Annotated in this window: 18 protein-coding genes; 11 read left to right on the top strand and 7 right to left on the bottom strand. The window is 68.3% G+C overall.

Going from position 1 to position 14,502, the window contains the following annotated elements; all coding sequences use genetic code 11:
* Positions 1 to 5 precede the first annotated feature (5 nt).
* From ALI144C_RS51585 to ALI144C_RS51575, 3 genes are read left to right on the top strand one after another with little or no spacing between them, the layout of a single operon-like run.
* Positions 6 to 581: a TetR/AcrR family transcriptional regulator gene (locus ALI144C_RS51585; protein ID WP_076994582.1), complete on the top strand. Its 576-nt coding sequence runs from the start codon at positions 6 to 8 to the stop codon at positions 579 to 581.
* Positions 578 to 1,501, top strand: coding sequence for a sigma-70 family RNA polymerase sigma factor (locus ALI144C_RS51580; protein ID WP_076994581.1), 924 nt, complete (start codon positions 578 to 580; stop codon positions 1,499 to 1,501). Before ALI144C_RS51585 ends, ALI144C_RS51580 begins: the two co-directional genes overlap by 4 nt.
* A 31-nt stretch (positions 1,502 to 1,532) precedes the next feature.
* Positions 1,533 to 2,300 carry an alpha/beta fold hydrolase gene (locus ALI144C_RS51575; protein WP_237774710.1) on the top strand — a complete coding sequence of 256 codons (768 nt, stop codon included), beginning with the start codon at positions 1,533 to 1,535 and terminating at the stop codon, positions 2,298 to 2,300.
* Here ALI144C_RS51575 and ALI144C_RS51570 read toward each other — a convergent pair.
* Both ALI144C_RS51570 and ALI144C_RS56170 read right to left on the bottom strand, forming a co-directional pair.
* On the bottom strand, positions 2,230 to 2,556 hold the full coding sequence (locus ALI144C_RS51570; RefSeq protein WP_076994579.1) for a hypothetical protein: 327 nt from the start codon (positions 2,554 to 2,556) through the stop codon (positions 2,230 to 2,232). The two genes, ALI144C_RS51575 and ALI144C_RS51570, sit on opposite strands and share 71 nt — an antisense overlap.
* Positions 2,557 to 2,710: 154 nt before the next feature.
* Complete coding sequence (locus tag ALI144C_RS56170; protein ID WP_168211522.1) at positions 2,711 to 2,932, bottom strand: LysR family transcriptional regulator; 222 nt, start codon at positions 2,930 to 2,932, stop codon at positions 2,711 to 2,713.
* A gap of 41 nt (positions 2,933 to 2,973) precedes the next feature.
* Between ALI144C_RS56170 and lipB the strand changes: the two genes are divergently transcribed.
* On the top strand, positions 2,974 to 3,588 hold the full coding sequence (lipB, locus tag ALI144C_RS51565; RefSeq protein WP_237774709.1) for a lipoyl(octanoyl) transferase LipB: 615 nt from the start codon (positions 2,974 to 2,976) through the stop codon (positions 3,586 to 3,588).
* A 233-nt stretch (positions 3,589 to 3,821) separates the two neighbouring features.
* Here the strand turns inward: lipB and ALI144C_RS51560 are convergent, their stop codons facing one another.
* Positions 3,822 to 4,037: a hypothetical protein gene (locus ALI144C_RS51560; protein ID WP_076994578.1), complete on the bottom strand. Its 216-nt coding sequence runs from the start codon at positions 4,035 to 4,037 to the stop codon at positions 3,822 to 3,824.
* 179 nt (positions 4,038 to 4,216) lie between these two features.
* Between ALI144C_RS51560 and ALI144C_RS51555 the strand changes: the two genes are divergently transcribed.
* On the top strand, positions 4,217 to 5,422 hold the full coding sequence (locus ALI144C_RS51555; RefSeq protein ID WP_076994577.1) for an MFS transporter: 1,206 nt from the start codon (positions 4,217 to 4,219) through the stop codon (positions 5,420 to 5,422).
* Here the strand turns inward: ALI144C_RS51555 and ALI144C_RS51550 are convergent.
* Entirely contained in the window at positions 5,398 to 5,691 is a 294-nt protein-coding gene (locus tag ALI144C_RS51550; protein ID WP_076994576.1) for a hypothetical protein, read from the bottom strand. The two genes, ALI144C_RS51555 and ALI144C_RS51550, sit on opposite strands and share 25 nt — an antisense overlap.
* A gap of 105 nt (positions 5,692 to 5,796) precedes the next feature.
* Between ALI144C_RS51550 and ALI144C_RS51545 the strand changes: the two genes are divergently transcribed.
* Positions 5,797 to 5,982 carry a hypothetical protein gene (locus tag ALI144C_RS51545; RefSeq protein WP_076994575.1) on the top strand — a complete coding sequence of 62 codons (186 nt, stop codon included), beginning with the start codon at positions 5,797 to 5,799 and terminating at the stop codon, positions 5,980 to 5,982.
* Positions 5,983 to 5,997: 15 nt separating this feature from the next.
* Here ALI144C_RS51545 and ALI144C_RS51540 read toward each other — a convergent pair whose 3' ends face one another.
* From ALI144C_RS51540 to ALI144C_RS51530, 3 genes are all read right to left on the bottom strand, one after another.
* The gene (locus ALI144C_RS51540) at positions 5,998 to 6,540 is read right to left on the bottom strand and encodes a hypothetical protein (RefSeq protein ID WP_076994574.1); all 543 of its coding nucleotides are present in this window, start codon (positions 6,538 to 6,540) and stop codon (positions 5,998 to 6,000) included.
* A 107-nt stretch (positions 6,541 to 6,647) separates the two neighbouring features.
* Positions 6,648 to 8,045 (bottom strand): MFS transporter, encoded by a 1,398-nt coding sequence (locus tag ALI144C_RS51535; RefSeq protein WP_083754170.1) that lies wholly within the window; start codon positions 8,043 to 8,045, stop codon positions 6,648 to 6,650.
* Positions 8,046 to 8,275: 230 nt separating this feature from the next.
* The gene (locus ALI144C_RS51530; RefSeq protein WP_076994572.1) at positions 8,276 to 9,187 is read right to left on the bottom strand and encodes a hypothetical protein; all 912 of its coding nucleotides are present in this window, start codon (positions 9,185 to 9,187) and stop codon (positions 8,276 to 8,278) included.
* A gap of 24 nt (positions 9,188 to 9,211) precedes the next feature.
* Here ALI144C_RS51530 and ALI144C_RS51525 point away from each other — a divergent pair, with 24 nt between their 5' ends.
* Genes ALI144C_RS51525 through ALI144C_RS51510 form a run of 5 tightly spaced genes read left to right on the top strand, consistent with a single transcriptional unit; the run spans position 9,212 to position 14,472 of the window.
* Positions 9,212 to 11,512 (top strand): caspase family protein, encoded by a 2,301-nt coding sequence (locus tag ALI144C_RS51525; RefSeq protein WP_193441297.1) that lies wholly within the window; start codon positions 9,212 to 9,214, stop codon positions 11,510 to 11,512.
* Positions 11,493 to 11,666 (top strand): hypothetical protein, encoded by a 174-nt coding sequence (locus tag ALI144C_RS56165; RefSeq protein ID WP_168211555.1) that lies wholly within the window; start codon positions 11,493 to 11,495, stop codon positions 11,664 to 11,666. The genes ALI144C_RS51525 and ALI144C_RS56165 overlap by 20 nt, the downstream gene beginning before the upstream one ends.
* A gap of 3 nt (positions 11,667 to 11,669) precedes the next feature.
* Complete coding sequence (locus ALI144C_RS51520) at positions 11,670 to 12,797, top strand: glycosyltransferase family 4 protein (protein WP_076994570.1); 1,128 nt, start codon at positions 11,670 to 11,672, stop codon at positions 12,795 to 12,797.
* Entirely contained in the window at positions 12,791 to 13,498 is a 708-nt protein-coding gene (locus ALI144C_RS51515; RefSeq protein ID WP_076994569.1) for a class I SAM-dependent methyltransferase, read from the top strand. Before ALI144C_RS51520 ends, ALI144C_RS51515 begins: the two co-directional genes overlap by 7 nt.
* Positions 13,495 to 14,472 carry a hypothetical protein gene (locus tag ALI144C_RS51510; RefSeq protein ID WP_076994568.1) on the top strand — a complete coding sequence of 326 codons (978 nt, stop codon included), beginning with the start codon at positions 13,495 to 13,497 and terminating at the stop codon, positions 14,470 to 14,472. Before ALI144C_RS51515 ends, ALI144C_RS51510 begins: the two co-directional genes overlap by 4 nt.
* Positions 14,473 to 14,502 lie beyond the last annotated feature (30 nt).

The raw sequence follows: 14,502 nt of genomic DNA, 5'->3' as shown, positions 1-14,502 counted from the left end.
CTGGCATGGCCTACCACCACGGCGACCTGCGCCGGGCAGTCCTCGACGCCGCGCTCGACGTGATCGCGGCCGACGGGCCGAGCGCGATCAGCCTGCGGGACCTCGCCCGTCGAGCGGGCGTGTCCCACGCCGCCCCCGCCCACCATTTCAAGGACAAAGCCGGGCTGCTGACGGCGATCGCGGTCGAGGGTAACGAGTTGCTCGCCGAATCGCTAGCAGAGGCGATCGCCGAGGACCGCACCAGGCTGATCGACCTCGGCGTGCGGTACGTGCGGTTCGCGATGGAACACCCCGGGCACTTCGCGGTCATGTACCGCCCGGACCTCTACCACCGGCACGCGCCCGAACTGGTCACCGCCCGCGAACACACCGGCAAGCTGTTGCGTGGCACGGTCCAGTTGCTGACCGGAGACCAAAGCGCCCGGCTCACCCAACTCGCCGCGTGGTCGGCTGCGCACGGCTTCGCCACGCTGGCACTGGCGGGAAACCTGGACAAGACCATCGGCGAGCAGGACCCGGCGGAGCTGTTCCGCGCGCTCGCGGGCGTGATGTTCGTCGACCATGGCACGATCGAACGATGAGCGACCTCGAGCAGTACCGGGCCGGACTGACGGGCTACTGCTACCGGATGCTCGGCGCGGGCCTGGAAGCCGAGGATGCCGTGCAGGAGACGTTCCTTCGCGCGTGGCGCAAGCAGGACCAGCGCCAGGGGTCGTTGAAGTCGTGGCTGTACGCGATCGCCACCAACGTCTGCATCGACATGCTCCGCAGCGCACAGCGCCGGGTCGTCGCGATGGACATCGCCGAACCGTCGAACGCGGGCACGCCGTTCACCGAACCGTTGCCGGACAACACCTGGACGCAGCCGATCCCGGACGCGCGCGTCCTCGACCCGGCGAACGTGGTCGCGGAGCGGGAAACCATCCGGATGGCGTTCATCGCCGCGCTGCAACACCTGCCGCCCAAGCAACGCGCGGTGCTGATCCTGCGGGAAGTCCTGGCGTGGAAGGCCGACGAGGTCGCCGAGTTGCTGGACACCAGCGTCGCCTCGGTGAACAGCGCACTGCAACGAGCCCGCGCGACCCTGGCCACGCGGCCGAACCCGAAACCGCTGGACGACGACCAGCAGAGCACGGTCGAACGCTACATGCGGGCGTTCACGAGCTACGACCTGGACACCCTGGTGACGTTGCTGCACGAGGACGTCACGTCGTCCATGCCGCCGTTCACCTGGTGGATGCGTGGTCGCGAGGAGCTCATGGCGGCTCTCCGTGGCGCGGGTTCCGAAGCGGTTTGCAAGATCTCGACGTTCGTGCCCGCCGGTTACGCCAACGGCGCGCCCGTGTACGGCCAGTACCTGGAGGGCAAGCCGTTCGCGCTGCAGGTCTTCGAGGTCTCGGGTGGACTGGTCACGCACACGACGACGTATCTGCAGGCCGGGCACCTGTTCCCGCTGTTCGGACTGCCGACCGATGAGTTCTCGGAGGCTACTTCGTCCTAGTCGTGTACGACGATCACAGGAGGGAAAACTCGTGGCCGAATACGTGACGATCAACAACGTTCGCTCGTGGTACGACACCGAAGGCGAAGGCGAACCGCTCGTGCTGCTGCACGGCGGCTTCTCCGACTCGCGGGACTTCGACGGAAACCTGCGCAAGCTCGCCGAGAAGTTCAAGGTCTACCTGCTCGACAGGCGCGGGCACGGTCACACGCCCGACGTCGACGGCCCGGTCAGCATCGACATGCTCGTCGACGACGTGGTCGCGTTCATCGAGGAGGTGGTCGGCGGCCCCGCGTACCTCGCCGGGTACAGCTCCGGTGGCTTCGTCGCTCTCGCGGTGGCGTCACGACGGCCGGATCTCGTGCGCAAGCTCGTGTTGGTGAGCACGGCGTACGCTCCGGAGGGCTGGCTGTTCCTGCCCGAGCCGGACGGGCAGATGCCGCAGCAGCTGGTCGACCGGTACGCGGAGGTCTCCCCCGACGGCGGTGACCACTTCCCTGTGGTGGTGCGAAAATTCGCCGAGATGGAGCTGGACGCCGCGGTGGATCCAGGTGCGCTCGCCAGTCCGACGTTGATCCTCGTCGGCGACGACGACATGATCCACCTGCGGCACATCGTCGACATGTACGAGGCGGTCCCGGACGCCCAGCTGGGTATCGTGCCCGCCGCGACGCACCTGATGCTCTTCGAGCGGCCGGACTTGGTGACCCGGCTGGTCGACGAGTTCCTCACCACCGAGCCGGTGCTGCTGATGCCTGTTCGACGGCCGGGTGGGATCCTCGCTCAGCAACAGCGATAGCCGCGCGTGCGAACGCCGCCACGGCCCGTGCGGACGACCGCTCGGGCCATCCGACCAGGATCGTCGAGATCGGACCGTCCACAACGGGCAGAGCGACGAGGTCTTCGCGCAGCCCGATCCGCGCGGAATCGGGCAGCACAGCGATCACCTGGCCCACCGCGACCAACTGCATGAGCTGCGCCGCGTCACGCACCAGCGGCCCGTCGCCCGGCGTTCCGCGCCAGCGCGGCATCGGTTCGCCGTCCAGATCGGCCATCCACAGCCGCTCCCGGCCGGCGAGCCTGGCGGACGGGCATGATCGCGACCGCGCTTTCCACGCGTAGCCGCTCGGTGTCGAAGCCGGACGTGTCGTCGTAGGGCAGGTGCAGGATCGCCACGTCGGCACGCCCGTCACGCAGGGCCTGCGTCTGTCAGCGCCTTCGGGCTTCGTTCAGCAGCACTGAACCGGCGTCGGTGAGCTCGACCCTGCGGCTGGTGCGTTCGAACAGCGTCACGCCAAGCCGTTGTCGCGGATCGTCAACGTCTCCAGCGGTGTCGGTTCGTTGACCGAGATGACCGGGCAGTACGCCGCGTTGCCGCCAGGTGCGGCTGGCGACGCTCGACGACGACGGCCCGACCGGCCGCTTCTTCAACGACGACGGCGAGGTTCCCTGGTAGGGCTAACCTGGGTGGTGTGAAACGGATCGATCTGGGGGAAGTGCCGTACCTCGAAACGATCGAAGACATGCGCGGCTGGGTCGAGCAACGGCAGAACGGGCTGATCGAGGACCGCCTGGTGCTGCTCACCCATCCGCCGACGATCACCTACGGCGCCCGCACCCCGCCCGCCGAACTGCCCGGCCACGGTGACATCCCGGTGATCCCGGTCGACCGCGGCGGGCAGGCCACCTACCACGGCCCCGGCCAACTCGTCGGTTACCTGGTCATCGACCTGCACCGGCGCGGGCCAGGCGACATCGTCCGGTGGCTGGAGAACGGCCTGATCACCGCGCTGGACTCGCTGGGGTTCACGCTGATCCGCCGCGACACCCCGCCGGGCGGGCAGAGCCTCGTCGGCGTGTGGACACCGGATCACCGCAAGATCGCCTCGATCGGGATGCGCATCCGCCGAGGCGTGACCAGTCACGGGTTCTCGCTGAACATCGACCCGGATCTGTCGGTGTACCAGTCGTTCGTGGCGTGCGGCATGCCCGACGTACCGATGACGGCGTTGACCGAGCTGACCGGTGACGTGCCGTCCGAGAGCACCGTCCGCGATGCCGTCGCCGCGGCCCTGGACGCCGTTTGACCTAATCCCGCCCTGTCCCCACTGATGCCCGTTGGGGCAAGCAGGCGGGCACCGGTTTCGGCAGGCCGGTCGACGAGATCATGCAGACCACAGCGCAGCAGATGCATGGGCGGTCGGCAAGAGCGACCCGGACTTCACGTGGCGCAGACCTCCGAACGGCTGACCGGCGACCACCTGTTCCCCGGCGGCGACATCCCCCACCGAATTCCGCGACCGGCTGGTGGGGCGCTAGGTCACGCCGCCTCCAGCAGGGCTTGACCTGATGGCGTCAGTCTCGCTGGTTGGCTGTCCACGCCGGTGATCAGGCCCGCCTGGGTCAGGCGCATCGCGGCGAACTGGTCGCAGCAGCTCAGGCCGTCGATGCGCAGGCACTGACCGGCGATCTCGCAGCGTCCCGCGGCCACGGCACGCAGCACGGCACGGTCTCGGTGGCTGATGGTGTCGCTCATGGTTCCCCTTCCCCGCCGGGAGGTGTGATGGACCTCTCAGCTAACCCGTGGTCTCTCTCGTCTACCTATTCGTCGACCGGCCCCCTGCCGGATCGACATGCCTTTGACGGAAAAGAGGGCCGCGAGTATCCCTCGAATACAGGATTCACACGGTGTGGTGAGACGAATACGCTCGGTTGATGGCAGCTGGGGCGGTGACCTTCCGGTCGGTGCTGGCTGTGGGCGAATTCCGGGCGCTCTGGTTCGCGGAACTGCTGTCCCAGGCGGGGGACCAATTGGCCCGCGTCGCGCTGTCGGTCCTCGTGTACCAGCGGACCAACTCGGCGGCGCTCACCGGGCTGACGTTCGCGTTGACCTACCTGCCGACCATGATCGGCGGGATCCTGCTGGCCGGTCTGGGTGACCGGTTCCCCCGCCGGACCGTCCTCGTTGTCTCGGACGTCCTGCGCGCGGTGCTCGTGGCGGCGATGGCGGTCCCGGGCGTTCCGCTGTGGCTGCTGTGTCTCCTGCTGACAGCCGTGGTGATGGCCAACGGGCCGTTCAAGGCCGCGCAACTGGCTCTGTTGCCGGACATTCTCGACGAACAGCGTTATGTCGTCGGACTGGCCGTCCGCAATGTCACCGTGCAGTCGTCTCAGGTCGCCGGGTTCGCGGGCGGCGGTTTGCTGGTCAGCCTGCTCGATCCGTACCTGGCGTTGGGGCTGGACGCGGCCACGTTCGCCTTGTCCGCCTTGATCATCCAGCTGGGTGTGCGGTGGCGGCCCGCTGCCAGGTCGGCGGCGGACCCCGTGCGACTGACGGCTTTCGGGTTGGTGTGGCGGGATCCGCGGCTGCGGCTGATCGCGTCGGTGTCGTGGCTGTCGCTGTTCTACATCGCACCGGAAAGCCTGGCCGCGCCCTACGCCGCCGAGCTCGGACTGGGCGCGCTCGCCGTCGGCCTGATCATGGCCAGTCACCCCGTTGGCAGCATCGTCGGCGCCTACGTGTTCACCCGGTACGTCTCCGAGGCCAATCGGCTGCGGACGCTCGCGCTGATGGGCGTTCTCGCCGGTATCCCGTTGGTGTTCTGCCTTTTCCGGCCCGAACTCGGCACGTCCATGATCCTCTTCGGACTGACCGGGGCGTTCAGCACGGCGTACACGATCCAATGTGCCGCAACCGCGACACGGTTGCTGCCCGACAGCGGACGGGCGCAAGGCATCGGCCTGCTCGCGACGGCAGCTCTTACCGCGCAAGGCATCGGCGCATTGCTCGCGGGCGCACTGGCCGACCTGAGCGGGGCGTCGCGCGCGGTCGCCTTCTGCGGGGCGGCGGGTGTCACGGTCGCCCTCCCGCTGACCTACGCGTGGGCCCGGCAGCGTCACACGGTCGGCCCGCGGACGTGATCCAGCATCCACGCCTCGGCTTCCGGGTAGATGCCGGAACACGCCCACGGCTGACCGGTGATGTCCAGCACCAGCAGCTGATCGCCGAGATCGAGCTGGGAGGACAGGATGTCGCGGACCTCGTCGATGCGGTAACCGGTCGACACCAGCCACACGTTCTCGGCCGGATGCCACCAGCGACCCAGCGACGAGATCATCCGGGCCAGCCCCGCGCCTGGAGCGTCGACCCCCACGCGGGACACCGAATAGCAGATCAACAGGGCGCGCACTGAATCAATCATTCCGTACGGGTCTGGTTTTCGCTGACGGCCAGTCGCATGAATGAAACCACCGCACGGCGGGTATTCGATGGGCCCGACGATGTTGGAGGCACCATGTTGGCAGTGATCGGCGCCGTCCTGTTCGCACTCGCTCTGATCCTCGACCTCGCCGACGCGTCCATCGGTGACACGATCAACGGAATGACCATCGTGACAGCCGGTTTACTCTGCGTCGCCTTGCACCTGGCCGGTGTCGGCACCCGTTCCGGTACCGGGTGGAAGTTGCGCGGGCGTCGCTGACCGGCGGGAACGACCTCAGCAGCCGCCGCAGTTGTAGTAGGTCACGTCCCAGTGGTTGGACTCCAGGTAGTAGATGTTGCCGGAGCCCGAGCGCCACTGGTTGCCGCCGATGGACGTGAAGTTGTTGCGCACGTAGTTGTTGACGCACGTGGCGAGGCCGAAGTCGAGCTTGTAGCCGTTCCAGTGGCTGTAGGTGCCGCTGGCATGACCGGTCTCGGTACCGCCGGTGACGTTCAACGCGCAGCCGCTTGCCCGCTTGAGGGTTTCCGCGCCCTGGATCGTGGCCAGGTTGACCTGCTCGAACGACGTGCAGGTCGGCTTGTTGCGGTCGCTGCAGTTGCCGCTGGACGACCACGTGATGCCCGCGGCGCGCAGGCGTGCCGTGGCTTGGGCGTGGGTGAGCTTGGTGACCTGGACCTCGACGGTGCCCGGCGCCGCCGTGGTGGCGACGGGGTCCGACTCCGGGCCGGAAACCTCGGCTTGGGCGACGCCCGCGGTGAGAACACCGAGTGCGGTGGCAGCCGAAATGATCAGTGAACGAACCGGTAAGTGGCGCATCCGATCTTGCTCCTTCGATTCTCTGGCAGCGCGAATACCGCCGGGAGCACCGGCGGTGCGTGATCAATTGCCGCCTGCAGGGTGGAACCGAGTCGGAAGCGTAATAGTCACTGACTGGATATCACAGACCGTTGGGACAAATTTTCATCGATGTTGCAGGTTTTGCGAGACCGCAGTTCCCTGAGCGCAAGGCACAGCGCGACGACGGTGGCCAGCGTCGCCGCCCCGAACGCCACGGCCGCGCCCACGTTCGGACGACCGTCGGTCGCATTCGTACCGGCGTGATACGCCGCCACCATCAACGCCGTGCCGACGGCTGTGCCGATGCGCTGGCCGGTCTGCAAAGCGCCACCCGCGGCACCCGCCATGTTCGTGGGTACGTTCTCCAGTGTCATGGTGATGTTCGGGGAGATGACCGAACCGCCGCCGACTCCCGCGACCAGCAACGGGATCGCGACCCAGAACCCGACCTGGTCGGACGGTGCGACCAGGACGACGACCGCGCTGCCGACGAGTCCGATGGTGACCGTGCTCAACGCGGCGACCGTGATCCGACGGCCCCACTTGGCCACCAGCCGTCCAGCCACCGCGGAGGAAACCGAGGAGCCGAGCGCGAACGACGTCACGACCAAACCGGACTGCAGTGCGGTGTAGTGCAACCCGGTCTGGAAGAACATCGCCAGCACGACGAAGATGCCGGAGAAGCCGGAGAAGTACACCGCCCCGATCGCCACACCGGACGCGTAACCCCTCGTCGTGGTGAACAACCTCAGGTCCAACAAGGGGGACCGGCCGCGCCCGACCGTGCGCCGCTCCCAGCGGACGAACAGCAACCCCAGCACGGCGGCGATCGGGAACAACCACCACCACTGCCCCAGTTCCCCGCTCTCCACCTGGACGATCGGGAAGAGCAACGCCACCACCGCCGCGCCGAGCAGCCCGGCACCGGCGAAGTCGATCTCGGACCGGACGGCGATCCGGCGACGGTCCTCTGTGGGCAGCACGCGCGCGGCGAGCACCAGCGCGACGATCCCGATCGGCACGTTGACGTAGAACACCCACCGCCACCCGGATTCCGCGCCGAACGCGGCGATGATGAGCCCGCCGAGCACCGGGCCGACGGCGGTGGACACACCGATCGTCGCGCCCATGAACCCGAACGCCTTGCCGCGTTCCGCGCCGTGGAACAGGTTCTGGATCAGCCCGGAGCTCTGCGGGGTGAGCATCCCGGCCGTCGCGCCCTGCAGCAGCCTGGCCAGGACCAGCAGCTCGATCGACGGTGCCGCCCCGGCCAGCGCGCTGGTCAGCACGAACCCGGCCAGCGCGAGCATGAAGATACGCTTGCGGCCGAGCGCGTCGCCCAGCCGGCCGCCCGCGACCAGGGTGAGCCCGAAGGTCAGCGCGTAGCCGGAGACGACCCACTGCACGGCTCCGGCGCCTGCCTGCAGCCCGACCTGCATGGACGGCAGTGCCACGTTAACGATGCTGACGTCCAGCAGCGTCATGAACCCGACGCCGAGGGTCACGGAGAGTGCGCGCCACCGACGCGGATCCGGTTCTTCCACTGCTCCATACTCGTCGTTGCCGCGGAAATCCGCATAACGCCGGGATGCGTCACACCAGCACTTTGGAAACGTTTACATGACCGCGCCCACCCTACGACGCACGCGTGGTCAACGAGGTCGCGGCACGGCGTACCCCCAGACCGCCGTACCGCGGTCTCGAGTACACCTCGTCACTGGTTGTGATGTCCAGTCAAGGTTTCCGCTACGGGCAGTCCAATCTGCCGCTTGGCCAGGTAGAACATCGCTTCGTGCGGCTTCGCGCCGTTGTCGACGGTGTAGACGCTCTCCAGCACCCCTTGAGCGCCGGGGAACATCGAGGTCAGCTCGGGCCGGGCGGCCACGAGGTCGTCCTGGTCGACCACGTTGATCCAGCGCCTGACCTGGGGCGGGACCGCCGGGGGCTGAGGGCGCAGCCGGTCGTGCACGACGCTGCGCAACCCCAACGGCGAACCGCACGTGACCAGCAACGGCAGCGGGCGGTCGAGCTGGTGCGCGGCCTCGTAGGCGACGACCGAGCCGAGCGAATGCGACACGACGACCTTGGTGTCCTCGTCGAGCAGCGCCGCGACTCGCCGCTGGACCTCAGCGCGTGTGTCCTCATCGGTCAGGTACCGGGTGACCTGCCGCAACGCCTTCACCACGACCCGCTCGGCCAAGGCGACCCCGAACCGCGCGAACGGCTTCACCCTGGTCAGGCCATTGATCACCGGGCGAAGGACGGCACGGGCGCCCTGGGTCTCCCCCGTCTGCTGGTCGAGCTCACGCGCGGCCGTCGCACGATCGGACTCACGGCTGGCGTCCTCGGCGACCCGGCGCAGCCACTCCACCCCGAGCCGCTCGGCGAACTCCCACTCGGCCTCGTCGAGCTCGTCGGCACCGCCCTGCTGGTCCTTGGGCAGGAAGAGGTCACCGTAGAACGCCATCCGCACGTCGACGTCCCTTGTCCGCCACAGCCGGTCGGCCAGCTCGGGGTACCCGGCGACCCGGACACCACCGGCCAGGCTGGGCAGCCAGTCGGCCTCCAGCCCGTCCGCCGACTTCTGCTCCTGCGCGATCCCGTGGACGAGCACGACCTCCGCCATACCGGGGAGGCTATCGTGACCGGTGTGGGGAAACGGCGTGCGTTGGTGATCGCGTCCCAGTGCCATGGGCTGAACCCGTTGTCGTTCCTGCCCGCCGCCGCCCACGAGATGGCCGACACCCTCCTGGATCCCTCGATCGGCGGTTGCGTACCCGCCATCGAGGACACTCCGATCCTCGTCGACCCGACCGTCACCGAACTGGACGACGCCGTGACCGAGGCGTTCGAGCGCGCGTCGGACGACGAGGCCACGCTGTTCATCGCGTTGGTCGGGCACGGCGAATACACCCACGACGACTTCTACTTCCTGGTCAGCGACACCACACTCCCGCCGACCAGCCGGACGGCTTTCCTGCTGGCCCAACGGATCCGCGAACTGCTCGGCCAGTACTCGCTGCTGGACGGCCTGGTCTTGCTGCTGGACACCTGCCACGCGGGGATCGCCGCGCAGCAGGCGGGCAACAGGTGGATCCAGATCGTCGGCCAGGCGGGCAGGCGGTTCGAGGTGCTCACCGCGTCCGACGAACGCACCGCCGCCAACGGCTGCTTCAGCAAGCAGCTCGTGCAGGTGCTCCGCTCCGGACACCCGTCACTGGGCGAGCGGTTGCGTTGCCCGGACATGAAAGTCGTGCTGTCCGGGTTGTGCCCGGCGCAGACCGCCGTGCACCTGGCGTTCGACGGCAGGCGGGAGATCACCGCAGGGGACGAAGGCCTGTGGCTGGCCAGGAACACCGCAGAGGCGTGGCGTTCGTCGTTGGCCGCCGACAATCCCGCCGCCGATCTGATCGACAGGCTGACGCGGGACTACGTCGCACAGCCCGAGCTGCGCGAAGTCGTCGCACACCTGATGATGGGCGCCGAGACGATCACCGTGGCCGGTCAGGCCGGCGCGGGCAAATCCCGTCTGGTGGCCGCGCTCGCCCGGCCGTCGGTGGCGCCCGACCTGCTGCCGCCGAGGCTGATGGACGCGGTGCTCTTCCTGTCCGGCGCGGACACCTTCGAAGGGATCGCGGGCGAACTGGCCCGGCAGCTCGGCCGGACCGTGCCGGGCTTCGCCGACGCCGCTCGCGAGTTCGAAACCACCGCGGACCCCGGCGAGTGGCAGACGGCCGACGCGTTCGAACGTGCCGTGGCCGGGCCACTGCGGCTGTGCGGTGCTCCGGTCCGGATCGCCGTCGACGGGATCGACAACGTGGGTCTTGGGGTCAGTGGGCGGCTGCGCGCCGCGTTGGGTCACCTGCCCGCCCAGGTCGTCGTGTCGTCCCGCCACGCGGCTGAGGACCAGGCGACAGTCTGGCTCGGCCCGCGGCCGAGCCCCACCACCGGGCCCGAGGCTCCCGCGGATGAGGACTTCGAGTTCGAAGAGCCGCCGTTGCCGATTCGCGCCGAAGGTCCACTGGACCTGGTCGACCTGCTGGGCGCGACCGGAACCGCCAGGGTCCCGACCACCGTCCTGGTCGCCGCGAGCGGCAGTCCACTCAGCGTGGTGCGAGATCTGCTGGTGCAGAACGACTTCGCCACCCGGTTGGAACCCGGTACACCCCAGGAGACGGTCGTGTACAACGGCGGCAGGGGCGGCAACGCACGGGCGCACTCCGCGATCGCGGACGCGTTGCTGGATCTGGCCCCACCGGCGGACCGGGCATCCGGCAGCCCGGAGCAGGTCTACGCGGACGCCGCGCTGGCCGAGCACCTGTGGTACGCCGACCGCCACGACGAGATAGTGGAATGCCTGGAGAACCGCGGTTCCGCTGTGCCAGCCGAGAACTACGCGACCTGGCGACACTGGAGCCACAACCTCGAAATCGAACCGGGGTACGACGCCCGGCCCACGATCGTCGCCACCGCCCGGTACCTGACGTCGATGGTGAAGATCGGTGAGCTCACCGAGGCCCTCGGCGAGTTCCGGTCGCTGCTGCCGCGCGCCGAGCAGGTCCTCGCCGTGGACGACCCCGAACTGTTCGTCATCCGCAACAACATCGGTTATCTGCTTTTCGAAACCGGGGCGGCCGGGCAGTCGGCCACACACCTGCGCTCGGTGACCGAGGATGCCGCCGCGCACCTCGGCGCATGGCACGAAGAAACGTTGCACGCCCGCCATCTCCTCGCGGTCGCCACGGGGAAGCTGGCGAATTCCACGGAATCCGCGCGGCTGTCGGCCGAACTGATCCCCGACGCGGAGCGAGCACTGGGACCGGACCACGAGGTGACCATCAACGCCCGGCTGAACTACGATTTCCACACTCGGAATTCAGGCAACCCCCCCCCCGCTGTTTTTCGAGAACAAACGCCGTCTCGCCGAATTCGTGGCAGGGCTGAGCGATGACGATCCGCGTGCCGTCGGGGTCGGTGCCTTCCTCTACTGGGACGATCCGGCCGGGCTCAAGCCGTTCGTCGAACGGTCGAAACGCCTGCACGGCAGGGACAACCACCCGGAGACGGGCAAGATCGAGGCCAGGGTGCGCGAACTCGGCGGATGAGCCGTGAGCCTCCGGGTCGCGCTGCTGTCGTACCGCGGCAAGGAGCACTGCGGCGGCCAAGGCGTCTACATCAGACACCTGAGTCGTGAGCTCGTGGCGTTGGGCCACCGGGTCGAGGTCATCGCCGGACCTCCGTACCCGGTGGTCGACGCCGGTGTCCGGCTCACCCGGGTGCCCGCGCTGGACCTCTACGCCGAGCCGAACCCGTTCCGCACACCCGGTCTCGACGAACTGCGGCGGCTGCCCGACTGGATCGAGTTCGCGGGGATGCGGTCAGGGCGTTTCACCGAGCCGCTGGCTTTCTCGACTCGGGTCCGGCGTTATCTGGCATCCCGGCGATTCGACGTCGTGCACGACAACCAGAGCCTCGGCTACGGCCTGCTCGGTCTCGGAATTCCGACCGTCGCGACCGTGCACCACCCGGTCACCGTCGACCGCGACCTCAAGCCCGGGTCGGAGCGGTGGTATTCCTTCACGCGGATGCAGAGCCGCGTGGCGCGACGGCTGCCGCGGATTCTCACGGTCTCGTCGGCTTCCCGCGCCGAGATCGTTTCGCGGATGGGGGTGGCGGCCGAGCGGATCCGAGTCGTCCCCCTCGCCGCCGATCCGGATTTCCGGCCGGGCAAACCCGTTCCCGGCAGGATCGTCTGTGTCGCCAGTTCGCACGACCCGATCAAAGGACTCCGGTATCTGCTGACGGCTTTCGAGCAACTGCGTCGCCAACGCGAATGCGAACTGGTGGTGATCGGCCGTGCGGAGCCGGCGTCCGGTGTCACCTTCGTGTCGAATCTTCCCGCCGAGGAATACGCTTCGCTTGTCAGCAGCGCCGAGATCATGTGTGTTCCCTCCTTGTTCGAGGGGTTCTCGTTGCCCGCCGCCGAGGCGATGTCCTGCGGGATCCCGGTCGTCGCCACCACTGGCGGCGCTTTGCCCGAGGTGGTCGGCGACGCGGGTGTCCTTGTTCCACCGGGAGATCCCACGGCGTTGGCGCGGGCCTTGCGCGACCTGCTCGACGACCCGGGGCGGCGCGCGACGCTCGGCCAGCGGGGGATCGCGCGTTCGGGCCGGTTGAGCTGGGGCCGGACAGCAGGGGAAACCGCCGACTGCTACCAGGAGCTGCTCACTTGCTGACCGTCCACTTCGGGCGTCTCCGGATCCGGGCCGGCGATCGTGTGCTGGACCTGGGCTGCGGCGGCGGGCGGCACGCCTTCGAGGCCGCGAAACACGGCGCCGACGTGATCGCGCTGGATCTCGACGACGCGGATCTCAAGGACGTCCGCGACATGTTCGCGGCCATGGCCGATGTCGGGGAATCGTCCGGCGCGACAGCGGCGGTCCGGGCGAGCGGGCTCGCGTTGCCCTTCCCCGACGCGAGTTTCGACCACGTGATCGCGGCGGAGATCTTCGAACACGTCCCCGACGACGTCACGATGATCACCGAGGCCGCCCGCGTGCTCAAACCCGGCGGGTTGATCGCGGTGACCGTGCCCCGGTGGTGGCCGGAACGCGTGTGCTGGGCGCTTTCCGATTCCTACCACCAGGTCGAAGGCGGCCACGTCCGCATCTACCGCAGGCGGCAGTTGACGCGACGGCTGCGCGCGGCCGGACTGGAGCCGGTGTCCACGCATCACGCCCACGCGTTGCATTCGCCTTACTGGTGGCTGAAATGCGCGGTCGGACCGGACAACGAGACCGCGGCGGTCCGCCTCTACCACCGTTTCCTGCTGTGGGAGATCATCAGGAAACCGCGGTCGGTCCGGCTGGCCGAACGGGTGCTGAACCCGGTTCTCGGTAAGAGCTTCGTGGTCTACGCGCGGAAGGTCACGCCGTGACGGCCGCGTGGATCGCTTCGGTGCAGGAGCCGTCCGGTGCGATTCCGTGGTTCCCCGGCGGGCACCTGGATGTGTGGAACCACGTGGAAGCCGCGATGGGACTGGACGTCTCGGGATTCCACGCCGAAGCCTCGGCGGCTTACCGCTGGCTCGCACGGGTGCAGAACGCCGACGGTTCCTGGTACGCCGAGTACCGTCATTCGGCGGCCACCGACTTCGCCAAGGACGCCAACTTCGTCGCGTATGTCGCGGTCGGGGTTCTGCATCACGCACTGGCTTGCCAGGACACGGATTTCCTCGCCGGGTTGTGGCCGACCGTCAGCGCGGCAGTTGATTTCGTGCTGAGCCTGCGTGCACCCTCGGGTGCCATCCGCTGGCGTGACTCGTCGCCGATCTTCCTCGTCACCGGGTGTTCCAGCATCCACCAGTCGCTGCTGTGCGCCGCGGCGATCGCGTCCCGGGTTGGTTGTCCCCGGCCGGATTGGCTGGCCGCGGCGCGCGCGTTGGGTTCGGCGATTCGCGATCGGCCGGAGTTGTTCGAGGACAAGCCGCACTCGATGGACTGGTACTACCCGGTTCTCGGCGGCGTGGTGACTGGATCCACTGCAGAGCAGCGCCTTTCGACACGGTGGGAGCGGTTTGTCGTTCCCGGGCTCGGTGTCCGGTGCGTGTCCGATCAGCCGTGGGTCACCGGCGGGGAGACAGCCGAACTCGCTCTCACGCTCGCGTTGCGCGGCGATTCCCGTGCGGCGCAACTACTCGCGGACGTTGAGCGGCTGCGGGCCGACGATGGTTCCTACTGGACCGGTTACCAGTTCGCCAACCAGGTCATCTGGCCGGGTGAACGCACGACGTGGACCGCGGGCGCTGTCCTGCTCGCCACGGCTGCGCTGCGTGACCATCCATCGACACATGCCGTCTTCAAGCCGCTTTCCCTTGTGCCGCAAGGAACTCCACGCTACCCGATCGAGTGATGCGGCTCGAACACGCGTTCGAGTAGCGTG

This window comes from Actinosynnema sp. ALI-1.44 (assembly GCF_001984155.1).
In the GTDB taxonomy this organism is placed as follows: Bacteria; Actinomycetota; Actinomycetes; order Mycobacteriales; family Pseudonocardiaceae; genus Kibdelosporangium.
The sequence above is the reverse complement of the archived record's forward strand: the minus strand, read 5'-3'. Positions and strand labels throughout refer to the sequence as shown.

Bases quoted from the DNA above. Each gene is read 5' to 3' on its own strand.
- ALI144C_RS51585 (WP_076994582.1), top strand. From the start codon at position 6: ATGGCCTACCACCACGGCGACCTGCGCCGGGCAGTCCTCGACGCCGCG.
- ALI144C_RS51580 (WP_076994581.1), top strand. From the start codon at position 578: ATGAGCGACCTCGAGCAGTACCGGGCCGGACTGACGGGCTACTGCTAC.
- ALI144C_RS51570 (WP_076994579.1), bottom strand. From the start codon at position 2,556: ATGGCCGATCTGGACGGCGAACCGATGCCGCGCTGGCGCGGAACGCCG.
- ALI144C_RS51560 (WP_076994578.1), bottom strand. From the start codon at position 4,037: ATGAGCGACACCATCAGCCACCGAGACCGTGCCGTGCTGCGTGCCGTG.
- ALI144C_RS51555 (WP_076994577.1), top strand. From the start codon at position 4,217: ATGGCAGCTGGGGCGGTGACCTTCCGGTCGGTGCTGGCTGTGGGCGAA.
- ALI144C_RS51545 (WP_076994575.1), top strand. From the start codon at position 5,797: ATGTTGGCAGTGATCGGCGCCGTCCTGTTCGCACTCGCTCTGATCCTC.
- ALI144C_RS51540 (WP_076994574.1), bottom strand. From the start codon at position 6,540: ATGCGCCACTTACCGGTTCGTTCACTGATCATTTCGGCTGCCACCGCA.
- ALI144C_RS51535 (WP_083754170.1), bottom strand. From the start codon at position 8,045: ATGACGCTGCTGGACGTCAGCATCGTTAACGTGGCACTGCCGTCCATG.
- ALI144C_RS51530 (WP_076994572.1), bottom strand. From the start codon at position 9,187: ATGGCGGAGGTCGTGCTCGTCCACGGGATCGCGCAGGAGCAGAAGTCG.